17 protein-coding genes are annotated in these 18,714 nt (G+C 69.6%); 6 read left to right on the plus strand and 11 right to left on the minus strand.

Going from position 1 to position 18,714, the window contains the following annotated elements:
* Positions 1–130: 130 nt before the first annotated feature.
* Positions 131–1,693, minus strand: coding sequence for an exodeoxyribonuclease VII large subunit (gene xseA, locus C5F48_RS09835; RefSeq protein ID WP_107663734.1), 1,563 nt, complete (start codon positions 1,691–1,693; stop codon positions 131–133).
* A 40-nt stretch (positions 1,694–1,733) separates the two neighbouring features.
* Complete coding sequence (locus C5F48_RS09840; protein ID WP_107663735.1) at positions 1,734–2,099, minus strand: hypothetical protein; 366 nt, start codon at positions 2,097–2,099, stop codon at positions 1,734–1,736.
* Positions 2,100–2,233: 134 nt separating this feature from the next.
* Here C5F48_RS09840 and purD point away from each other — a divergent pair, with 134 nt between their 5' ends.
* Positions 2,234–3,496 carry a phosphoribosylamine--glycine ligase gene (gene purD, locus C5F48_RS09845; RefSeq protein WP_107663736.1) on the plus strand — a complete coding sequence of 421 codons (1,263 nt, stop codon included), beginning with the start codon at positions 2,234–2,236 and terminating at the stop codon, positions 3,494–3,496.
* Here purD and C5F48_RS09850 read toward each other — a convergent pair.
* Complete coding sequence (locus C5F48_RS09850) at positions 3,493–4,986, minus strand: pyruvate kinase (RefSeq protein WP_107663737.1); 1,494 nt, start codon at positions 4,984–4,986, stop codon at positions 3,493–3,495. The genes purD and C5F48_RS09850 overlap by 4 nt on opposite strands.
* A gap of 151 nt (positions 4,987–5,137) precedes the next feature.
* Here C5F48_RS09850 and C5F48_RS09855 point away from each other — a divergent pair, with 151 nt between their 5' ends.
* Complete coding sequence (locus tag C5F48_RS09855) at positions 5,138–6,397, plus strand: aspartate kinase (protein WP_107663738.1); 1,260 nt, start codon at positions 5,138–5,140, stop codon at positions 6,395–6,397.
* A 23-nt stretch (positions 6,398–6,420) separates the two neighbouring features.
* Positions 6,421–8,664: a phosphoenolpyruvate--protein phosphotransferase gene (ptsP, locus tag C5F48_RS09860; RefSeq protein WP_107663739.1), complete on the plus strand. Its 2,244-nt coding sequence runs from the start codon at positions 6,421–6,423 to the stop codon at positions 8,662–8,664.
* 99 nt (positions 8,665–8,763) lie between these two features.
* Here ptsP and C5F48_RS09865 read toward each other — a convergent pair whose 3' ends face one another.
* On the minus strand, positions 8,764–9,525 hold the full coding sequence (locus tag C5F48_RS09865) for an EcsC family protein (protein ID WP_107663740.1): 762 nt from the start codon (positions 9,523–9,525) through the stop codon (positions 8,764–8,766).
* A 38-nt stretch (positions 9,526–9,563) separates the two neighbouring features.
* Entirely contained in the window at positions 9,564–10,052 is a 489-nt protein-coding gene (locus tag C5F48_RS09870) for a GNAT family N-acetyltransferase (protein ID WP_107663741.1), read from the minus strand.
* Positions 10,053–10,131: 79 nt separating this feature from the next.
* Between C5F48_RS09870 and C5F48_RS09875 the strand changes: the two genes are divergently transcribed.
* The 3 genes from C5F48_RS09875 to C5F48_RS09885 all read left to right on the plus strand — a co-directional run bounded on the left by C5F48_RS09875 (position 10,132) and on the right by C5F48_RS09885 (position 12,266).
* On the plus strand, positions 10,132–10,716 hold the full coding sequence (locus C5F48_RS09875; protein ID WP_107663742.1) for a flavin reductase family protein: 585 nt from the start codon (positions 10,132–10,134) through the stop codon (positions 10,714–10,716).
* Positions 10,717–10,855: 139 nt separating this feature from the next.
* On the plus strand, positions 10,856–11,728 hold the full coding sequence (locus C5F48_RS09880) for an S-methyl-5'-thioadenosine phosphorylase (protein ID WP_107663743.1): 873 nt from the start codon (positions 10,856–10,858) through the stop codon (positions 11,726–11,728).
* Between the two features lie 4 nt (positions 11,729–11,732).
* Positions 11,733–12,266: an adenine phosphoribosyltransferase gene (locus C5F48_RS09885; RefSeq protein WP_107663744.1), complete on the plus strand. Its 534-nt coding sequence runs from the start codon at positions 11,733–11,735 to the stop codon at positions 12,264–12,266.
* 139 nt (positions 12,267–12,405) lie between these two features.
* On the opposite strand, the gene C5F48_RS09890 is transcribed toward C5F48_RS09885, so the two are convergent.
* The 6 genes from C5F48_RS09890 to C5F48_RS09915 all read right to left on the minus strand — a co-directional run bounded on the left by C5F48_RS09890 (position 12,406) and on the right by C5F48_RS09915 (position 18,688).
* Positions 12,406–13,815, minus strand: coding sequence for an FAD-binding oxidoreductase (locus C5F48_RS09890; protein ID WP_107663745.1), 1,410 nt, complete (start codon positions 13,813–13,815; stop codon positions 12,406–12,408).
* A 47-nt stretch (positions 13,816–13,862) separates the two neighbouring features.
* The gene (locus C5F48_RS09895; protein WP_107663746.1) at positions 13,863–14,684 is read right to left on the minus strand and encodes an MBL fold metallo-hydrolase; all 822 of its coding nucleotides are present in this window, start codon (positions 14,682–14,684) and stop codon (positions 13,863–13,865) included.
* Positions 14,685–14,779: 95 nt separating this feature from the next.
* Positions 14,780–15,364, minus strand: a complete 585-nt coding sequence (locus tag C5F48_RS09900) for a GNAT family N-acetyltransferase (RefSeq protein WP_107663747.1) — start codon at positions 15,362–15,364, stop codon at positions 14,780–14,782.
* On the minus strand, positions 15,364–16,623 hold the full coding sequence (locus C5F48_RS09905; protein WP_107663748.1) for a M16 family metallopeptidase: 1,260 nt from the start codon (positions 16,621–16,623) through the stop codon (positions 15,364–15,366). Before C5F48_RS09905 ends, C5F48_RS09900 begins: the two co-directional genes overlap by 1 nt.
* Positions 16,620–18,005: a threonine synthase gene (gene thrC, locus C5F48_RS09910; RefSeq protein WP_107663749.1), complete on the minus strand. Its 1,386-nt coding sequence runs from the start codon at positions 18,003–18,005 to the stop codon at positions 16,620–16,622. The genes C5F48_RS09905 and thrC overlap by 4 nt, the downstream gene beginning before the upstream one ends.
* A 14-nt stretch (positions 18,006–18,019) precedes the next feature.
* The gene (locus tag C5F48_RS09915; protein WP_107663750.1) at positions 18,020–18,688 is read right to left on the minus strand and encodes an SURF1 family protein; all 669 of its coding nucleotides are present in this window, start codon (positions 18,686–18,688) and stop codon (positions 18,020–18,022) included.
* Between the last annotated feature and the right edge of the window lie 26 nt (positions 18,689–18,714).

An 18,714-nucleotide genomic window follows, 5' to 3' on the forward strand; every position in this document is an offset into this window, starting at 1 on the left:
CGGAACTGTCGGAAGTGGCGCAGAGCAAGGCGCCGCTGATCTGCGCCGGGCCGGATGTCGGGGTGTAGATCGAACATCGGCTGCGGGTTGCGGCGGGGTTGAGCGGCCACAGCTTTACCCTATCGAACATCTAGAGCAGGCTGCCCTGCTCCGGCGGCGGATCGGCGGGCTTGGCGCGTTTCGGCTTGCGCGGTCCGAGCGCAAGGCGGCCGTCGCGGAACTCGATCTCCAGCGCGCTGGCCTGTTCGGCCTCGGCCTTGGTGGTGACCACGGCGCCGTCGCCCCGCACCACCGCATAGCCGCGGCGCAGCGTCTCGGTATAGCCGAGGGTCTGGCGGATACGGTCCAGCGCCTCCAGCCGGTCGGAGAGCCGGCGCAGCCGCTCTGCCGGCGCGGCCTCCAGCCGGGCCGTCAGCGCGTTCAGCGTGTTGCGGTCGCGCGCGGCATGGCGGGCGGCCTCGGCGACGCTGCGGCTCAGCGCCGGATCGAGCCGGGCCGAGAGCGAGGCCAGCCGGTCGGCGGCGCGTTCGGTGCGGCGGGCATGGCCAGCCTCCAGCGCGCGGCTGCGGTCGGCCAGCCGCTCGCGGCTGCGCGAGACGAGGTCGGCCAGCAGCCGCGGCCGCAGATGCGCGCCGAGCGGGTCGAGCCGCGCCCGCTTGGCCCGGACCAGCGCGGTCAGCGCCCCGCCGAGCCGCCCGGACCACAGATCAAAGCGCTGCGCCGCGCCCTGGGTCAGCGCGTCGAGCCGGGGCAGCGCGCGGGACAGATCGCTCAGCCGCTGGCGCCGGGCGAAGACCGCCTGCGCCACCGAGCGCGACATGCGCGCCCCCTGCCCGTCCACCGTCGCCAGCAGGTCGAGCCGCACCGGCACCGCCATTTCGGCGGCGGCGGTCGGGGTCGGGGCGCGGCGGTCGGAGGCGAAGTCGATCAGCGTGGTATCGGTCTCGTGGCCCACGGCGGAGATCAGCGGGATGGTGCTGGCCGCGGCGGCGCGCACCACGATCTCCTCGTTGAAACCCCAGAGGTCTTCGAGGCTGCCGCCGCCACGGGCGACGATCAGCAGGTCGGGGCGCGGGATCGGGCCGCCCGGCTCCAGCGCGTTGAAGCCGCGGATGGCGGCGGCGACCTCGGGGGCGCAGCGCTCGCCCTGCACGGCGACCGGCCAGATCAGCACATGGCGCGGGAAACGGTCGCGCAGCCGGTGCAGGATGTCGCGGATCACCGCGCCGGAGGGCGAGGTGACCACGCCGATCACCTGCGGCAGATAGGGCAGCGGGCGCTTGCGCTCGGCATCGAAGAGCCCCTCGGCGGCCAGCGCCGCGCGGCGTTTCTCGAGCATGGCCATCAGGGCGCCGGCCCCGGCGGGGGCGACATCCTCGACGATCAGCTGGTATTTCGACTGGCCGGGGAAGGTGGTCATCCGGCCAGTGGCGATGACCTCCATCCCCTCCTCGGGGCGGACCTGCATCCGCGCCGCCTGGCCCTTCCAGGCGATGGCGGCGATCACCGAACGGTCGTCCTTCAGGTCGAAGTAGAGATGGCCCGAGGCGGGGCGCGAGACCCGGCCGATCTCGCCGCGCACCCGGACGAGGCCGAATTCGCCCTCGATCACCCGCTTCACCGCGCCGGAAAGCTCCGACACGGTGTATTCGGGGGCGTTGCCGGGGGCCGGGTCTTCGAAGAGATCGCTCATCCGGCCTTTCTGCCCGAGCGGGCGGGCCGAGGCAACCGGGTCACTCGCCCTCTTCCCCCTCGCCATAGAGCCAGTCGGAGTGTTCGCGCCGGCCGAGCGCCTGCACATAGGCCTCGGCGTCCTCGGGCCCGGCCATCGGGATCACCACATGGCCCAGCGAGTTGTCGGCGATGAAATCGACGCTGTAGAGCAGAGCGGTGTCGGTATCTTCGCCCTCGTGGCCGTCGATCGCGGTGGTGAACAGGCCTGCGAGGCTGAGCTCGTCCTGCACGGCGATGCGGTCGGGGGTGGGCAGCCGGGCGAAGGCGACGCCCAGCCAGCGGCTGACGGTGGCGTCATCCTGCGCCACGACGGGGAGGACGGAGAGGCACAGGGCGGCGAAGGCAAGGGCAAGGCGGTGGAACATGGCATCCTCTGGAGACTCGGGGCAAGCATGATGCCTCCGGCCAAAGGAAAGGTTAAGCCCCGCTCCGGAGCCGCGCGCCCTTGCCCGAAGCCCCCCGCCCGATTAGGACAGCGCAAACCTGAGCGGGGGCGCATATGAACATCCTGATCCTTGGCAGCGGCGGGCGCGAACACAGCCTCGCCTGGGCGATCAAGCAGAACCCGAAATGCGACCGGCTGATCGTCGCCCCCGGCAATGCGGGCATCGCGCAGCTGGCCGAATGCGCCGATCTCGACATTCTGGACGGCGCCGCCGTGGTGGCCTTCTGCGAGGCCAATGCGGTCGATTTCGTCGTGGTGGGCCCCGAGGCGCCGCTGGCGGCGGGCGTGGCCGACATGACGCGGGCGGCGGGCCTGCTGACCTTCGGGCCCTCGGCCGAGGCGGCGCAGCTCGAGGCGTCGAAGCGCTTCACCAAGGAGGTCTGCGACGCCTGCAACGCGCCGACCGCCGCCTGGGCGCGGTTCGACAAGGCCGAACCGGCGAAGGGTTACATCCGGGCGCAGGGCGCGCCGATCGTGGTGAAGGCCGACGGGCTGGCGGCGGGCAAGGGCGTGATCGTCGCCATGACCGAGGCCGAGGCGCTGGCGGCGATCGACGACATGTTCGGCGGCGAGTTCGGCGCGGCGGGGGCCGAGGTGGTGATCGAGGAGTTCATGGCGGGCGAGGAGGCGAGCTTCTTCGTGCTGACCGATGGTGAGACGGTGCTGCCCATCGGCACGGCGCAGGACCACAAGCGCGCCTTCGACGGCGACGAGGGGCCGAATACCGGCGGCATGGGCGCCTATTGCCCGGCGCCGGTGCTGACCATGGCGATCCAGCGGCAGGCGCTGGACGAGATCGTGAAGCCGACCGTGGCCGAGATGACCCGGCGCGGCATGCCCTATCGGGGCGTGCTCTATGCCGGGCTGATGATCGAGAACGGCCGGGCGCGGCTGGTGGAATACAACGCCCGCTTCGGCGACCCGGAGTGCCAGGTGATGATGATGCGGCTCGGCGCGCAGGCGCTGGACCTGCTTCTGGCCTGCGCCGAGGGGCGGTTGGCGGAGGCGCAGGTGAACTGGGCCACCGACCATGCGCTGACCGTGGTGATGGCGGCGAAGGGCTATCCCGGCAGCTATGCCAAGGGCTCGGTCATCGGCGGGCTAGAGACGCTGCCGGAAACGAGCTCGCAGATGGTGTTTCACGCCGGCACCGCCGAGCGCGACGGCAAGATCGTGGCCAATGGCGGGCGGGTGCTGAACGTCACCGCGCGCGGCGCCACGCTGGCCGAGGCGCGCGACCGGGCCTATGCGATGGTGGAGGCGATCGACTGGCCCGAGGGCTTCTGCCGCAAGGACATCGGCTGGCGGGCGCTCTAGGCGCCCTCACCCCAGACCCGCAGCGGGCCGAGCCGGTCGGATTTCTTGGCGTGGTGCCTGTCCATCCGGCCGAGAATGCCGCGCAGGAAGCCGACGGCGGCCACGACATGCGGGCCCTTGTTCAGCATGACGCAGTCGGCGCGCTGGCTCATGGCGGCGTCGGTCACCTCGGCGCGGCTGGCCTGACCTTCCTTCACCATGCCCTCGAGCACCTGCGTCGCCCAGACCACCGGCACCTGCGCTGCCTCGCAGAGCCAGAGGATCTCCTCCTGGATCTCCGACAGCCGGTCGAAGCCGATCTCCACCGCCAGATCGCCGCGCGCGATCATCACCGCGACCGGCAGCACGCCGCCCGCCTCGACGATCAGCTCGGGCAGGTTGCGCAGGCCGAGCGGGGTCTCGATCTTCAAAAGGATCGCCGGCAGTTCGCGCCCCGGCGCGGCGCGGGCCTGCAGCGCGGCGATCAGGTCGCGCACGTCCTGCGGCGTCTGCACGAAGGAGAAGGCGACGAGATCGGCGTTCGGGGCGACGAAATCCAGCGCCTCCAGGTCGGCCGGGGTCAGCGCCGCGACGCGCAGATTGGCGCCGGGCAGGTTCACCCCCTTCTCGGGCTTCAGCTTGGCGCCCTTGGTGGGAGCGTGGATCACCTCCAGCACGGCATGGTCCGGCCCCATCACCCGCACCTTGGCGCGGATCTTGCCGTCGTCGACAGAAACCTCGGCCCCCGGCTGCAGCGCGGCCAGCAGCGCGGGGTGGCTGAGCGTGGCTCCGACCAGCCCTTTCGGCGCGTCCTCCAGCCGGGCCACCAGCGCGAAGCGGTCACCGGGGAAGAAGCGGTGCTTGGGCTTGTCGGTCAGCTCGACGATGCGGAACTTCGGCCCGCCGAGATCCATCGACACCGGGATATGCCGCTCCGGCGCCGCGGCGCGGATATGGGCGATCATCGCCGCCCAGGCCTCGGGGTCGTCATGGGCGCAGTTGATGCGGAAGGCGTCGGCGCCCTCGGCAATGAGGGCCGCGACCAAGGCCGGGTCGGTGGCGGCTTCGGTCGGCAGGGTCACCATGATCCGGGTCTGCGGGCCATCGCCGCGCGCCCCGAAGAGCGCGTCGCGCCGGGCGGCGAGGCAGGGCAGCCCCTGGGCGAAGGCTTCCTCTCCGGGAAAGGTCGCGGGTTCGCCGGCGATGGCCGAGAGCGCGGCGATCACCGCGTCGAGCGACGGGCGCACATGGCCGTCGAGCCGGCCCAGCGTGGAAAGGCCGAGACGGGCGAGGCCGGGCTGCAGCGGCGTCAGGTCGGCCTCGCGCAGCGCCAGCCAGTCGGCCATGTTGCAGATCGAGCCGAGGAAGGCCTGACGCTGCACCCGCGGCGCCCAGCGGGCCATGCGCGCCTCGGAGCGCGCCGCCAGCCCGGCCCTCAGCGCCGTCAGCTGGCCGAGCAGCGCCCGCGCCTCGATTTCCGCCGCCGTCCCGTCCGTCCGCGTTCCGTCCATCACACCCTCACCTTGCAAACAGCATAGGCCCGGCTATCAGCGCTCTGCGACAGTTGCATGTCAGCGGCCTGCGGTCAGTCGCCTCTTGCCCTTCCCCCCTGCCCCGCATAAGAACCGCCGCAATTCCGGGTCCGGCCGCAGGGGTTTTGCCATGCCGCTTCTAGTGATGAAATTCGGCGGCACGTCTGTGGCCGATCTCGCCCGCATCCAGAATGCGGCGCAGAAGGTGAAACGCGAGGTCGAGCGCGGCTATGACGTGATCGTCATCGTCTCGGCCATGTCCGGCAAGACCAACGAGCTGGTCGGCTGGGTCGAGCAGACCTCGCCGCTGTTCGATGCGCGCGAATATGACGCGGTGGTGTCGTCGGGCGAGAATGTCACGGCGGGGCTGATGGCGCTGACGCTGCAGGAGATGGACGTGCCGGCGCGCAGCTGGCAGGGTTGGCAGGTGCCGATCCAGACCACCTCGGCGCATTCCGCCGCGCGCTTCCTGTCGATCCCGCGCGAGAACATCGACGCGAAATTCGCCGAAGGCTTCAAGGTGGCCGTGGTCGCGGGCTTCCAGGGCGTGAGCCCCGAAGGCCGGATCACCACTCTGGGCCGCGGCGGGTCGGACACCACCGCCGTCGCCTTCGCCGCCGCCTTTTCGGCCGAGCGCTGCGACATCTACACCGATGTGGACGGCGTCTACACCACCGATCCGCGCATCACCGCCAAGGCGCGCAAGCTCGACAAGATCGCCTACGAGGAGATGCTGGAGCTGGCCTCGCTGGGCGCGAAGGTGCTGCAGACCCGCTCGGTCGAGCTGGCGATGCGTTACAATGTGCGCCTGCGGGTGCTGTCCTCCTTCGAGGACACGGACGAGACTTCGGGAACCCTGGTTTGCGACGAGGATGATATCATGGAATCGAAAGTGGTCTCTGGCGTCGCCTACTCGCGCGACGAGGCGAAGATGACGCTGGTCACCGTCGAGGACCGGCCCGGCGTCGCCGCGGCGATCTTCGGCCCCCTGGCCGAGGCGGGCGTGAATGTCGACATGATCGTGCAGAACATCTCGGAGAAGGATCTGGGCGGCCGCACGGTGAACGTGACCGACATGACCTTCTCCTGCCCGGTGAACCAGGTCGCCCGCGCCCGCAAGGCGCTGGAGGATGCCAAGGCCGCCGGAGCGATCATGTATGACGATCTGGTCAGCGACACCGATGTGGCCAAGGTCTCGGTCGTCGGCATCGGCATGCGCTCGCACGCCGGGGTTGCGGCGACGATGTTCAAGGCGCTGGCCGCCGATGGCGTCAACATCAAGGTCATCGCCACCTCCGAGATCAAGATTTCGGTGCTGATCGACCGGAAATATATGGAACTCGCGGTGCAGGCGCTCCATGATGCCTTCGCACTTGAAACGGCCAATTAAGGCCGAACCACCGCCGGGGGGACATGCCCGAACGCAGCGAAAGCGAAAGCCGCAAGCTTCTCAAGCGTTTGCGTGACAGTCTTGCCGTCCCCGGCAAGGGCCAGGACAGGCTTGACCGGATCACCAGCCTGATCGCGGACTCGATGGGGACCGAGGTCTGCTCGATCTACCTGTTCCGCGACAGCGAAACGCTGGAGCTCTGCGCCACCGAGGGCCTGAACCCCGACGCCGTGCACCAGACAAGACTGAAGCTGGGCGAGGGCCTGGTCGGGCGCGTCGCCCGCTCGGCCGCGCCGGTGAACACCGGCAATGCGCCGGCCGAACGCGGCTTTCGCTTCATGCCCGAGACCGGCGAGGAGATCTATTCCTCCTTCCTCGGCGTGCCGATCCAGCGGGTCGGCGAGAAGCTAGGCGTATTGGTGGTGCAGTCGCGCAACCAGCGCGAATATTCCGATGACGAGATCTACGCGCTCGAAGTGGTGGCCATGGTGCTGGCGGAGATGACCGAACTGGGGGCCTTCATCGGCGAAGGCGAGGCGCTGTCGGCCAAGCACACCCGGCCCGTCCTGTTCCGCGGCAACACCGGGCAGGAGGGCGCGGCCGAAGGTAATGTCTGGCTGCACGAGGCCCGCGTCGTGGTGACCAACCCGGTGGCCGACGATCCGGTGGCCGAGACCGAGCGCATCCGCGCCGCAGTGCTGCAGCTGCGCGTCTCGGTCGATGATCTCCTGTCGGCGGCAAGCCTCGACAAGGAACAGAAGCAGGTGCTGGAGGCCTACCGGCTGTTTGCCCATTCGCGCGGCTGGCTCAAGCGGATGGAGGAGGACATCGGCGCGGGGCTTTCGGCCGAGGCGGCGGTGCAGAAGGAGCAGTCGGCGGCCCGGGCCCGGATGGAGCAGGTGCCCGACGCCTATCTGCGCGACCGGCTGCACGATCTCGACGATCTCTCGCACCGGCTGCTGCGCATCCTGACCGGACAGGGCAAGGATACCGGCGCCGCCATGCCGGAGAATCCGGTGCTGGTGGCGCGCAACATCGGCCCGGCGGAACTGCTGGACTATGGCCGCAAGCTGCGCGGCGTGGTGCTGGAGGAAGGCTCGGTCGGCAGCCATGCCGCCATCGTCGCCCGGGCGCTGGCGATCCCGCTGGTGATCCATGCCGAGCGCATCACCACCGAGGCGCTGAACGGCGATCACATCATGGTCGACGGCGATCAGGGCATCGTCCATCTGCGGCCCGAGGCCACGGTCGCCGCCGCCTTCCGCGACAAGATCGCCATGCAGGCCAAGGCGCAGGAGCGCTACGCCTCGCTGCGCGGCCTGCCGGCGCAGTCGAAGGACGGCGCGGTGGTGAAGCTGCAGATGAACGCGGGGCTGATGGCCGACCTTCCCTCGCTGGAGAGCTCCGGCGCCGAGGGGGTCGGGCTGTTCCGCACCGAGCTGCAGTTCCTGATCCGCAACCAGATGCCGAAACGCGACGAGCTGGCGCGGCTCTACGCCCGGGTGATGGACGCGGCGCAGGGCCACAAGGTGGTGTTCCGCACGCTGGACATCGGCTCGGACAAGGTGCTGCCCTACATGAAGCCGCAGGACGAGCCGAACCCGGCGATGGGCTGGCGGGCGATCCGGGTCGGGCTGGACAAGCCGGGGGTGCTGCGGATGCAGCTGCAGGCGCTGATCCGCGCCAGCAACGGGCGCGACCTGACGGTGATGTTCCCCTTCATCTCGGAGCAGCACGAATTCGCCTCGGCCCGCAGCCACCTGCTGCGCGAGATCCACCGCGAGCGCAGCCTGGGCCATCCGGTGCCGCAGGAACTGAAGATCGGGGCGATGCTGGAGACGCCGAGCCTCGCCTTCGCGCCGAGGAGCTTCTTCGAGACGGCGGATTTCATCTCGATCGGCGGCAATGACCTGAAGCAGTTCTTCTTCGCCGCCGACCGCGAGAACGAGCGGGTGCGGCGGCGCTATGACGTGCTCAACGTCAGCTTCCTGAACCTGATCGAGCAGATCATCCAACGCTGCGCCGAGACGGACACGCCGCTGTCCTTCTGCGGCGAGGATGCGGGGCGCCCGATCGAGGCGCTGTGCTTCGCCGCGCTCGGCATCCGCACCCTGTCGATGCGCCCCGCCTCGATCGGCCCGGTGAAGGCGCTGCTGCGCCGGGTGGACCTGACCGGGGCCCGCCGGGTGATCGACGCGGCGCGGGCGGAAGGCGCCGAGACGGTGCGGCCGGCGGTGCTGGACTGGCTGGCGACGCAGGTCGACTGAGGACGGGCAGCGAAATTTCTGCGAAATTTTGCGGGGGGCTGTCTGCCCCCCGCCGCCTGATGGCGGCTCCCCCCGAGGATATTTTCGGACAGAAAATGGTCAGCGGTTCAGTTTTGGTGGGGCGACGGCGTTCTGGAAGGCGGTGAGCACCTGCGGCGCGCCGTGGGTCTGCGACAGGCGCAGCAGGGCGAAGCGGATCTCGGCGATCTCGCGGTAGTAGCTGAGATAGGCGGCGTTCAGGGTGGCGCCGGCCACCGCGCCGAGGATCGGCACGGCCTGGGCCATCAGCTTCTGGCCGAAGGCGGCAGCCAGTTTCGGCACCACCGAGGCGATGACCTTCTGCATGGCGCTGCCGCTGAGGGCGATCCGCGCACCGATGAAGCTGGAGTTCACCCCGTCATCCTGGCTGAGCGGGCCGCCCGCCGAGAAGACGCGCAGGCATTCCACCCGGATCGCCGGATCGTCGGGATCGAAGCCCTCGGCCTCGGCGGCGCGGCGGATGGCGTGGAGGATGAGGGTGATGGTGACCGGCAGTTCGGCGATGGAGGTGGCGATGCCCCCTGCCCCGCCCGCGGCCCCGGTGAGCGCGGCCAGCGCCGGGGCGGACCGCGGCCCGAGCGGGGCGGCCCGGCCTGCCCCGGCGATGCGGTGGCCCTGTTCCAGCGCGCGGCGGATCGCGAGCTCGATCTGGCGCTGGACGGGTGCCGGCAGCATGGTCATGCGGTGCTCGACCGAGCCGCCGATGCGGTTCATCAGCGCCATCACCGGGCCGTTGGCGCGGTTGAAGCGCAGCGCCAGCGCCGCGATCTCGGGGGCGGGGTCGGTCAGCGGGGCGGGAAGCTTTGTGGCGGGCTGGGTCATGTCAGATAGGTAGGGTGGGCGGCTGCCTTCGGCAAGGATCAGCCCCGCGCCTTGGTCACCGTTCCGCGGACCCCCGCCCAGGCGCCGGCGACCAGCGGCAGGCCCAGCACGCGGTCGGGGTTGGTGGGCGGCGGCATCACCACATCCTCGAGCTTGCGGAAGCCGAAGCGGCTGTAATAGGGCGCGTCGCCCACCAGCAGCACCCGCTCCCAGCCGAGCTTCTTCGCCTCGGCGAGGCTCTCGGTGATCAGGAGCGCCCCCAGACCCTCGCCCTGCCGGGTGGGGTGGACGGCGACCGGGCCAAGGAGCAGCACGTCCTCGCCACCGACCTCGGCCGGCCAGTAGCGGATCGCGGCGGCCAGCGTTCCGTCGGCGTCGCGCAGCACGGCGCAGAGATCGGAGACCGTGGGCACCCCGTCGCGCAGCCGGTAGGAGGACAGCGCCGTGCGACCCGGTGCGAAGCACAGGTCGTAGAGCGCCTCGACCTCCCACCAGTCGGCCTCGGTTTCCTCTTCCAGACGGTACAAGGCCTCTCCCCTCGGGGCGGAATCTGCTGGAAACGCCCGTAACACGCGGGCACAACAGGTTCAAACCGGAAAGACCCGCATGTTCTATCGTCCCGAGGAAGGCCACGGCCTGCCGCACAACCCGTTCAACGCCATCGTGACGCCGCGGCCCATCGGCTGGATCTCCACCCGGGGGCCGGAGGGCGACAATCTGGCGCCCTATTCCTTCTTCAACGCGGTGGCCTATGTGCCGCCGCAGGTGATGTTCGCCTCGACCGGGGCGAAGGATTCGCTCGCCGCGCTGCAGGCGAGCGGGGTGTTCTGCGTGAACATCGTCGAGGCGGCGGCGGTGGATGCGATGAACGCCACCTCGGCGGCGCTGCCGCGCGGGACCGACGAGTTCCTGCATGCCGGGATCGCCAAGGCGGATTGCGCCACCATCGACTGTCCGCGGGTCGAGGGGGCCCCGGCGGCGCTGGAATGCCGGGTGACCGAGGTGATCGCGCTGAAGGGGCGGGACAATTTCCTGATCGTCGGCGAGGTCACGGGGGTGCATCTGCGCGACGATTGTCTTGTCGACGGGCGGTTCGAGGTCACGCGCTTCTCGCCGCTGTCGCGGCTCGGCTACCGCGATTATGCGGTGGTGCGCGAGACCTTCGAGCTGACGCGACCGGGCGAGAAGTAACCCCCTGCCCCCGCGCCCTGCCGCAAGGAAAGGCAGCGGCAGGGCCGGAACCATTTACCGCACCCGGAGCCGCCGCTATCCGCTTTCCCTCGGCCCGCCCTGCCCCTAGTCTCACGCGCGGCAAGGAACGGGGGCAGGCATGCAAACCATGATCGGGGTCATCGGCGGCTCGGGGGTCTATGACATCGACGGGCTGGAAGAGGCCCGCTGGACGAGGGTCGAGACGCCCTGGGGGGCGCCCTCGGACGAGATCCTGGTGGGGCGGCTCGGCGGGATGCCGATCGCCTTCCTGCCGCGGCACGGGCGGGGGCATGTGCACAGCCCGACCACCGTGCCCTACCGCGCCAACATCGACGCGCTGAAGCGGCTCGGGGTGACCGATGTCGTCTCGGTCTCGGCCTGCGGGTCGTTCCGCGAGGAGATGGCGCCGGGCGATTTCGTCATCGTCGACCAGTTCATCGACCGCAGCTTCGCGCGGGAGAAATCCTTCTTCGGCACGGGCTGCGTCGCGCATGTCTCGCTGGCGCATCCGACCTGTCCGCGGCTGTCGGCAGTCTGCGCCGATGCAGCGAGGGCGACGGGGGTGAAGGTGCATATGGGCGGCACCTATCTCTGCATGGAAGGGCCGCAGTTCTCGACGCTGGCGGAATCGCTGATGTATCGCAGCTGGGGCTGCGACGTGATCGGCATGACCAACATGCCCGAAGCCAAGCTCGCCCGCGAGGCGGAGCTTTGCTATGCCTCGGTGGCGATGGTCACCGATTACGACAGCTGGCATCCGCATCACGGCGAGGTGGACATCACCGCGATCATCGCCACGCTCGGCGCCAATGCGAGCCATGCCCGCACGCTTGTCGCCGGGCTGCCGCAGCGGCTGGAGGCCGAGCGCGCGCCCTGCCCGCATGGCTGCGACCGGGCGCTGGATTTCGCGATCATGACCGCCCCGGACAAGCGGGACCCCGCCCTGCTGGCGAAACTCGATGCGGTCGCGGGCCGCGTGCTGAAGGGCTGAGACCATGACCAAGACCGTGAAGGACTATATCCGCACCATCGTGGACTTCCCGCATGAGGGCATCCTGTTCCGCGACGTGACCACGCTGTTCGCCGATCCGCGCGGCTTCCGCATGGCGATCGACCAGCTGCTGACGCCCTACACCGGGCTGCGGATCGACCGGGTGGCGGGGCTGGAGGCGCGGGGCTTCATCTTGGGCGGGGCGGTGGCGCATCAGCTGTCGACCGGCTTCGTGCCGATCCGCAAGAAGGGCAAGCTGCCCGGCGCGGTGATCTCGCAGGCCTATCAGCTGGAATATGGCGAGGCCGTGGTCGAGGTGCATGACGACGCGCTGCAGCCGGGCGAGAAGGTGCTGCTGGTCGATGACCTGCTGGCGACGGGCGGCACGGCGGAGGCGGGGATCAAGTTGATCGAGGCGCTGGGGGCAGAAGTGATCGGCTGCGCCTTCGTGGTCGATCTGCCGGAGTTGGGCGGCCGGAAGAAGCTGGAGGCAATGGGCATGGAGGTGCATGCGCTCTGCGCCTTTGAAGGGCTCTGAGCCGGGGCGCGATTAACCACGTCTTAAGCGAATCGATCTACGCCTGTCCTTGCCGGGTGATCCGGTTGCTGCTTGCAAAACACGTAACCCAACCCCACCCCCAACGCCCTGCCGGTCCACCCCGGCGGGGCGACTTCGGTCAGCGCAGCACCGCGCCGGGGTTCATGATGCCATGCGGGTCGAGCGCCGCCTTGATCGCCCGCATCGCCGCCAGCTTCGCCGGATCGCCGTAGCGTTCCAGCTCCGCCACCTTCAGCCGGCCGATGCCATGCTCGGCGCTGACCGAGCCGCCCATCGCATCGACCATGTCATGCACCAGCCGCGTACCCGCGGCGCGCAGGGCGTCGTAGTCGCCGCGCTTGCGCCCGCGCGCCGGGTAGAGGTTGTAATGCAGGTTGCCGTCGCCCAGATGGCCGAAGCAGTTGATCCGCCAGTCGGCCATGCCCGCCAGCGCCGCCCCGGCCTCGGCGATGAAGCGCGGCACCTCGCTCAGCGGCAGCGAGATGTCATGGCTCGCCACCGCGCCGACCAGCCGGTTCGCCTCGGGGATCGACTCGCGGATCGTCCAGAACTCGGCCCGCTGCGCCTCGGACTGCGCCACGAGACCGTCGCTCACCAGCCCGGCCTCGTGACCCGCCAGGAACAGCGCCTCCAGCGCCTCGGCAGGGTCGAGAGCCTGCGGCAGGCCGATGTCGATCAGCACCAGCCACTCCGGCGGATCGGCGAAGGGCTGGCGTACCTGCGGCATGGTCTCGGCCAGAAAGTCGAGGCCGGAGCGGTGGATCAGCTCGAAGCCCGAGACGAGGCCCGCAAGCCTGCTTTGCGCCAGCCCCAGAAGCTCCAGCGCCGCAGCGGGCGAGGCGACGGCGAGCAGCGCCGTGCCATTGGCCGCCGGACGCGGCATCAGCTTCAGGCTGGCGGCGGTGATGACGCCCAGCGTGCCTTCGGCCCCGATGAGCAGGCCGCGCAGGTCGTAGCCGGTGTTGTCTTTCCTGAGCCGCTTCAGCCCGTGGAAGATCGACCCGTCCGGCAGCACCGCCTCCAGCCCCAGACAGAGATCGCGGGCGTTGCCATAGCGCAGCACCGCCGTCCCGCCCGCATTGGTCGAGAGATTGCCGCCGATCCGCGCCGAGCCCTCCGAGGCGAGCGACAGCGGGAAGAGCCGGTCCGCCACCAGCGCCGCCGCATGGATGTCGGCAAGGATCATCCCGGCCTCGACCAGCATGGTGTTCTCCGACGGGAAGACCCCGCGCAGCCGGTTCATCTTCTCGAGCGACAGGAGCAGGGGCAGCGGCCCCTCTGGCATCACCTGCCCCGCTACCAGCCCCGTGCCGCCGCCCCAGGGCACCACCCCCACCCGCGCCGCAGCGCAGGCGCGGATGATGGTCGCCACCTCCTCGGTGCTGCGCGGCAGGGCCACCGGGCCGGGCTGGCCCGGATAGCGGCCGCGCGGCTCGGTCAGATGACGGGCCTCGGCGGAGGTCAGGCGGCCATCGGGCAGCTCTGCGGCAAGGCGGGACAGGAAACCGCTATCGGCGGGATTGAGCATAAGGCACCTCTCCCGCCCTGCTTAGCAAGGCCAAGGCGCGGGGGCCATTACGGAATCCAGTCGGGCTGCAGCACCATGATCGTCGGGCGCGAGGGCAGGCCCGCCAGCGACAGCTCGATGTCCGGCTGTTCCAGCCGCACCACGTCGAACTCCGCTTCCATCTCCGACAGGAAGATCTCGAGCGAGCGGCCCGAGAACCAGTGCATCGGCAGCACCACTGAAGAGCGCAGCCGCCGCACCACCTTCTCCATCGTTTCGAGGTTCACGGTATAGCCGCCGTCCACCGGCACCATCAGCACATCCATCCGCCCCAGCGCCGCATATTGCGCGGCATCGGGCTCGTGGTGCAGATGGCCGAGATGGCCGATGCAGAGGCCCGCCACCTCGAAGACGAAGATCGAATTGCCGTTCGGGCGCACCCCGTCGCCGAAGCGGTCGCGCACATCGGTCGGCACGTTGCGCACCAGCATCTCGCCCAGATCGAGCGCGTGATCGGCAGCGCTGCCATCCTCGGCCCAGCCTCGCAGCACGTTGGGGATGCGCGGGTCGGGAAGGTCCGTCCAATGGGTCGAGTGGGCGTTGTTCATCGTCACCACATCGGGGACGAGATCGCCGACGCCGAGAAAGCCGGTGTAGTCGGTGACCGCGCTCAGGCCGCCCGGCGTCTCGATCAGGAAGGAGGCGTGGTTGAGGTAGCGGATGCGCACCCGGTCCTCTTCCAGCGGATCGCCATAGGCGGCGTGGTGCAGCACCTCGAGCCCCGGCGCCTCGGCCAGGGCGATGCAATGGCTCGGGATGCGGTCCTGCGCGGCGGCTGGCGCGGCGGCGGGCAAGGCGAGGGCAAGACAGGGCAGGACGTAACGCAGCATGGGCGGCTCCTCCGGAAAGAAGCCTAGCATCCCCGCGGCGCGGCGGGGGTCACAGCCGCGTGGGTCAATGTCGCGGCAGTTTGCGAAGGACGGCGTCAGCCGACGTCGGTGCGCCCGCGCCGGTCGCTGCGCAGGTTGGAATAGAGCACATGGTTGCGCCAGCGGCCCGCGATCTGCAGGTAGCTCTGCGCCACGCCCTCGTATTTGAAGCCGCATTTCTCCAGCACCCCGCGCGAGGCGGAGTTCTCGGGCAGGCAGGCGGCCTCGACCCGGCTGAGGTCCATCACGTTGAAGGCATGATGCGTCACCGCCTGGATCGCCTCGCGCATGTAGCCGTGCCGGACATGGGGCTGTCCCATCCAGTAACCGAGCGTTCCCGCCTGCGCCGGGCCGCGCCGGATGTTGTCGAGCGTGATCGCGCCCAAGAGCACCTGATCGTCGCGCCGGATCAGCAGCAGAGGCAGCGCCGTGCCCTGCACATGGGCGCGCGCCGCCCAGTAGACGCGGTTGGTGAAGGCCTTGCGCGACAGATGGTCGGGCGCCCATACAGGCTCCCAAGGCGTGAGGAAGGCGGCGCTGCCGGCCCTGAGATCGGCCCAGTCGCGGAAGTCGCTGTGCTGCGGCAGCCGCAGCGTCATGCGCTCGGTCTCGAGCCTGACCTTGCGACGCAGGCCCAGCATCAGGCGGCAAGCCCCTCGCGGATCGCCTCGATGCCCGGAGCCGCGGCGACGGGACCGTAGAGCGCCAGCGCGGTGCGGGCCTGCGCCATCTCCTCGGCATAGGCACGCACGCCGGAGGTGGTCACCGCGTCGATCTTGGCAACCGCCTCGTCGACATCCGGCACCCGGCCCCAGATCGCCAGCAGACGCGCCAGACGCTCGGCCCGGCTGGAGGGGCTTTCCAGCCCCATCAGCAGCCCGGCCTTCAGCTGCGCCCGCGCCCGGTTCACCTCGGCCTCCGACATGTCGCCGGTGGCCCGCTTCAGCTCGTCGATGGTCAGCTGGGTCAGCGCGCCGATCTCCTCTGCCGAGGTGCCGGCGTAGATGGTGATCTGGCCGGTGTCCTCATAGGCGCCCGACTGGGCGAAGATCGAATAGCACAGCCCCCGCTCCTCGCGGATCTTCTGGAACAGCCGCGAGGACATGCCGCCGCCCATCGCCGTCGCATAGACCTGCGCGGTGTAGACATCCGGCGCCCGGTAGTTCGGCGATTCGAAGGCCAGGGCGAAATGCACCTGCTCCAGCTCCTTCACCTCGCGCTTCTCGCCGCCGAGGAAGGAGGCCGGTTGCAGCAGCGACTTGCCGACCGGCTTCAGATGACCGAAGAGCTCGGTCGCCTGCGCGAGGATCGCGTCGTGGTCCACCCCACCCGCCGCGGCGAGGATCATCTGGTCGGGGCCGTAATGCTCGGCCACGAAGCGGGTCAGGTCGTCGCGCGAGAAGCCGGCTACCCGTTCCTCCGGCCCGAGGATGGTGCGGCCGAAGGGCTGGTCGGGGTAGGACACTTCCTGCAGCCAGTCGAAGATGATGTCGTCGGGCGTGTCCAGCGCCTGCCCGATCTCCTGCAGGATCACGTGGCGCTCGACCTCGATCTCCTTCTTGTCGAAGACCGGGTTCAGCACGATGTCGGCGATCACGTGCAGCGCGAGGCCCACGTCATTCTCCAGCACGCGGGCGTAATAGGCGGTCATCTCGCGCGAGGTATAGGCGTTGATGTAGCCGCCCACATCCTCGATCTCCTCGGCGATGCGCAGCGCGGTGCGCTTCCTGGTGCCCTTGAAGGCCATGTGTTCGAGAAAATGCGCGATGCCGTTCTGCTCGGCCCGCTCATGCCGCCCGCCGGCGGTGACCCAGATGCCGATCGAGGCGGATTTCAGCCCCGGCATGTTCTCGGTGACGATGCGGAATCCATTCGGCAGAGTGTCGAGGCGAAGCGTCAACGGCCGGTCCTTTCGCGGATGAGGGCCTCGATGGCCCCGAGATCGTTGCCGATGCGCGTGACGCGCTCGGGCCGGTCGAAGAGATCGGCCATGCGCGGCGGCAGTGCGGGGCGGCTGCCCATCGCCTGCTCCACGGCATCGGGGAATTTCGCCGGATGCGCTGTCGCCAGCGTGATCATCGGCGTGGTCCCGAGATTGTCAGCCGCCACCTTCACCGCAACGGCGGAATGCGGGCATAGCACCTCGCCGCTGGTGGCATAGGTCGCGCGGATCGTGGCCATGGTCTCCTCTTCCGAGCAGCGGCCCGAGGCGAAGGTCTCGCGCAGCATGCCGAGCGCGCCCTGGCTGATGCGGAAACCGCCCTGCTTCAGCTCGGTCATCAGCTGCTGCACGGCATTGCCGTCGCGGCCATAGGCATCGAACAGCGCCCGCTCGAAGTTGGAGGACACCTGGATGTCCATCGACGGGCTGATCGAGGGTTTCACACCGTCCTTGGTGTAGTCGCCCGAGCTGAGCGCGCGGTGCAGGATGTCGTTCTGGTTGGTGGCGACCACCAGCCGCTCGATCGGCAGGCCCATCTGCCGGGCGATATAGCCGGCGAAGACATCGCCGAAATTGCCGGTCGGAACGGTGAAGCTGACCGGGCGGTGCGGCGCGCCGAGGCTGACGGCGGAGGAGAAGTAATAGACCACCTGCGCCAGCACCCGCGCCCAGTTGATCGAGTTCACCCCGGCCAGCCCCACCGCATCGCGGAAGGCGAAGTCGTTGAACATGTCCTTCACCAGCGCCTGACAGTCGTCGAAGTCGCCATCCACCGCCAGCGCATGCACGTTCGGCTCCGAGGGCGTGGTCATCTGGCGGCGCTGCACGTCAGACACCCGGCCATGCGGGAAGAGGATCACCACATCGACACCGGTCAGGCCCCGGAAGGCCTCGATCGCCGCCGAGCCGGTATCGCCCGAGGTGGCGCCGACGATGGTCACATGCTTGCCCGACCGCGCCAGAGAGGCCTGGAACAGCTGGCCGATCAGCTGCATGGCGAAGTCCTTGAAGGCGAGCGTCGGGCCGTGGAACAGCTCCAAGAGGAAATGGTTGGCCTCCAGCTGCACCAGCGGCGCGCGGGCGGCATGGCCGAAACCGGCATAGGCTTGGGCGATCAGGCGGCGGAACTCGTCGTCGGTGAAGGCGTCGCCGATGAAGGGGCGCATGACGCGGAAGGCCACATCCTCGTAGGAGAGGCCGGCCAGCGCCGCGATCTCGGCCTTCGTCATCACCGGGATCTCGCTCGGCACATAGAGCCCGCCGTCGCGCGCCAGCCCGGTCATCATCGCTTCGTCAAAGCCCAGAACCGGGGCCGCGCCACGAGTCGAGATATACTGCATCAGCCTTGCCTTCGTTATGTCCGACGCCTGATACGCCACAGGAATAGCAGTGTCATCCCCACCCAGCCGAATGCCAGCGAAAACCACGTAATCGCATAGCCCAAGTGGTCATTCGGGATGCCCGCGCTGTCCACCGGCAGCGGGTCGATGCCGTCGCCGGTCGGGCTGCGGGCGACGACCAGCACCGGCTCGGTCTCCAGCGCCTTGGCCATGGCGGGCACGTCGCGGGCGAACCAGAGGCCGCTCTTCGGATCGGGCGCGGGGGTGAAGCTGTCGACCTCGGCGGGCCAGTGCAGGTTGCCGGTGATCTCGGCGGCGAGGGCCTCGCGCGGCAGGCCGCGCATCTCCTGCGGCAGGAACCCGCGGTCCACCATGATCCGCCGCCCGGTCTCGGTGACGAAGCCCTGCACCACCCGGTAGCCCGCGCCGATCTCCTTGCGCGAGGTCAGCACGTCGACATGCGCCGGGAGGAACTCACCCGTCACCTCGACCGGCAGGAAACGGTCGCGCTCGGGATCGGGCGCGTCGGGAATCGCCACCGGGGCGGCGGCGATCCGGCTGTCGATGTCGGCGAGGATCGCCTCCTTCCACTGCATCCGCCGCACCTGCCAAGTGCCGAGGCTGAGCAGGATCGCAGCGCCGATCAGACCGAAGAACAGCGGGAGGAAGAAGCGGCGGGCCATGCGAAAGTCCATGAATGAAAAAGCGC

Origin of the sequence: Cereibacter changlensis JA139 (genome assembly GCF_003034985.1) — a bacterium.
Taxonomy (GTDB): Bacteria; Pseudomonadota; Alphaproteobacteria; order Rhodobacterales; family Rhodobacteraceae; genus Cereibacter; species Cereibacter changlensis.

Bases quoted from the DNA above. Each gene is read 5' to 3' on its own strand.
- xseA (WP_107663734.1), bottom strand. From the start codon at position 1,693: ATGAGCGATCTCTTCGAAGACCCGGCCCCCGGCAACGCCCCCGAATAC.
- C5F48_RS09855 (WP_107663738.1), top strand. From the start codon at position 5,138: ATGCCGCTTCTAGTGATGAAATTCGGCGGCACGTCTGTGGCCGATCTC.
- C5F48_RS09895 (WP_107663746.1), bottom strand. From the start codon at position 14,684: ATGCTGCGTTACGTCCTGCCCTGTCTTGCCCTCGCCTTGCCCGCCGCC.
- C5F48_RS09900 (WP_107663747.1), bottom strand. From the start codon at position 15,364: ATGCTGGGCCTGCGTCGCAAGGTCAGGCTCGAGACCGAGCGCATGACG.
- thrC (WP_107663749.1), bottom strand. From the start codon at position 18,005: ATGCAGTATATCTCGACTCGTGGCGCGGCCCCGGTTCTGGGCTTTGAC.
- C5F48_RS09915 (WP_107663750.1), bottom strand. From the start codon at position 18,688: ATGGCCCGCCGCTTCTTCCTCCCGCTGTTCTTCGGTCTGATCGGCGCT.
- C5F48_RS09875 (WP_107663742.1), top strand. From the start codon at position 10,132: ATGTTCTATCGTCCCGAGGAAGGCCACGGCCTGCCGCACAACCCGTTC.
- C5F48_RS09885 (WP_107663744.1), top strand. From the start codon at position 11,733: ATGACCAAGACCGTGAAGGACTATATCCGCACCATCGTGGACTTCCCG.
- purD (WP_107663736.1), top strand. From the start codon at position 2,234: ATGAACATCCTGATCCTTGGCAGCGGCGGGCGCGAACACAGCCTCGCC.
- C5F48_RS09880 (WP_107663743.1), top strand. From the start codon at position 10,856: ATGCAAACCATGATCGGGGTCATCGGCGGCTCGGGGGTCTATGACATC.
- C5F48_RS09840 (WP_107663735.1), bottom strand. From the start codon at position 2,099: ATGTTCCACCGCCTTGCCCTTGCCTTCGCCGCCCTGTGCCTCTCCGTC.
- ptsP (WP_107663739.1), top strand. From the start codon at position 6,421: ATGCCCGAACGCAGCGAAAGCGAAAGCCGCAAGCTTCTCAAGCGTTTG.
- C5F48_RS09890 (WP_107663745.1), bottom strand. From the start codon at position 13,815: ATGCTCAATCCCGCCGATAGCGGTTTCCTGTCCCGCCTTGCCGCAGAG.
- C5F48_RS09865 (WP_107663740.1), bottom strand. From the start codon at position 9,525: ATGACCCAGCCCGCCACAAAGCTTCCCGCCCCGCTGACCGACCCCGCC.
- C5F48_RS09850 (WP_107663737.1), bottom strand. From the start codon at position 4,986: ATGGACGGAACGCGGACGGACGGGACGGCGGCGGAAATCGAGGCGCGG.